Origin of the sequence: Nocardia arseniciresistens (genome assembly GCF_046764875.1) — a bacterium.
Classification (GTDB): domain Bacteria; phylum Actinomycetota; class Actinomycetes; order Mycobacteriales; family Mycobacteriaceae; genus Nocardia; species Nocardia arseniciresistens.
Genome location: NZ_JBKORD010000050.1, coordinates 1 through 560, shown reverse-complemented (window position 1 = coordinate 560; position 560 = coordinate 1). Strand labels below are relative to the sequence as shown.

Annotated in this window: 1 protein-coding gene; it reads right to left on the bottom strand. The window is 57.7% G+C overall.

The window, feature by feature from the left end:
• Positions 1-560: condensation domain-containing protein (locus ACLMAJ_RS38025; RefSeq protein WP_412018765.1), on the bottom strand; the 560-nt coding region annotated here is incomplete at both ends.

Sequence of the window (560 nt, the reverse complement as noted above, 5' to 3'; positions counted from 1 at the left end):
ATCCAGGTTCTGTACCGACAGCACCACCTGGAACAACGGATGCCGAGCCTGCGAACGAGCCGGATTCAACACCTCCACCAAACGCTCGAACGGCACATCCGCATGCCCGAACGCCGCCAAATCCGTCTCACGAACACGACCCAAGAAATCAGTGAACGACTCACCACCATCCACCCGCGACCGCAACACCAACGTATTGACGAACATCCCGACCAAATCATCGAGCGCCTGCTCACCACGACCAGCAATCGGCGTACCGATCGCCACATCATCAGTACCCGACAACCGCGCCAACAACACCGCCAACGCACCATGCAAAACCATGAACACCGACGCATTGTGCTTGCGCCCCAACACAATCAACCGCTGCTGAACATCAGCAGAAACATCAACCGTTACCCGGCCACCACCAAAACTAGCCACCGCCGGCCGCACCCGATCCACCGGCAACACCAACTCATCCGGCAAATCCGCCAACTCAACAGACCAATAACGAATCTGCTGAGAAATCAACGACTCCGGATCATCCTCCGAACCGAGAACCGCACGCTGCCACACCG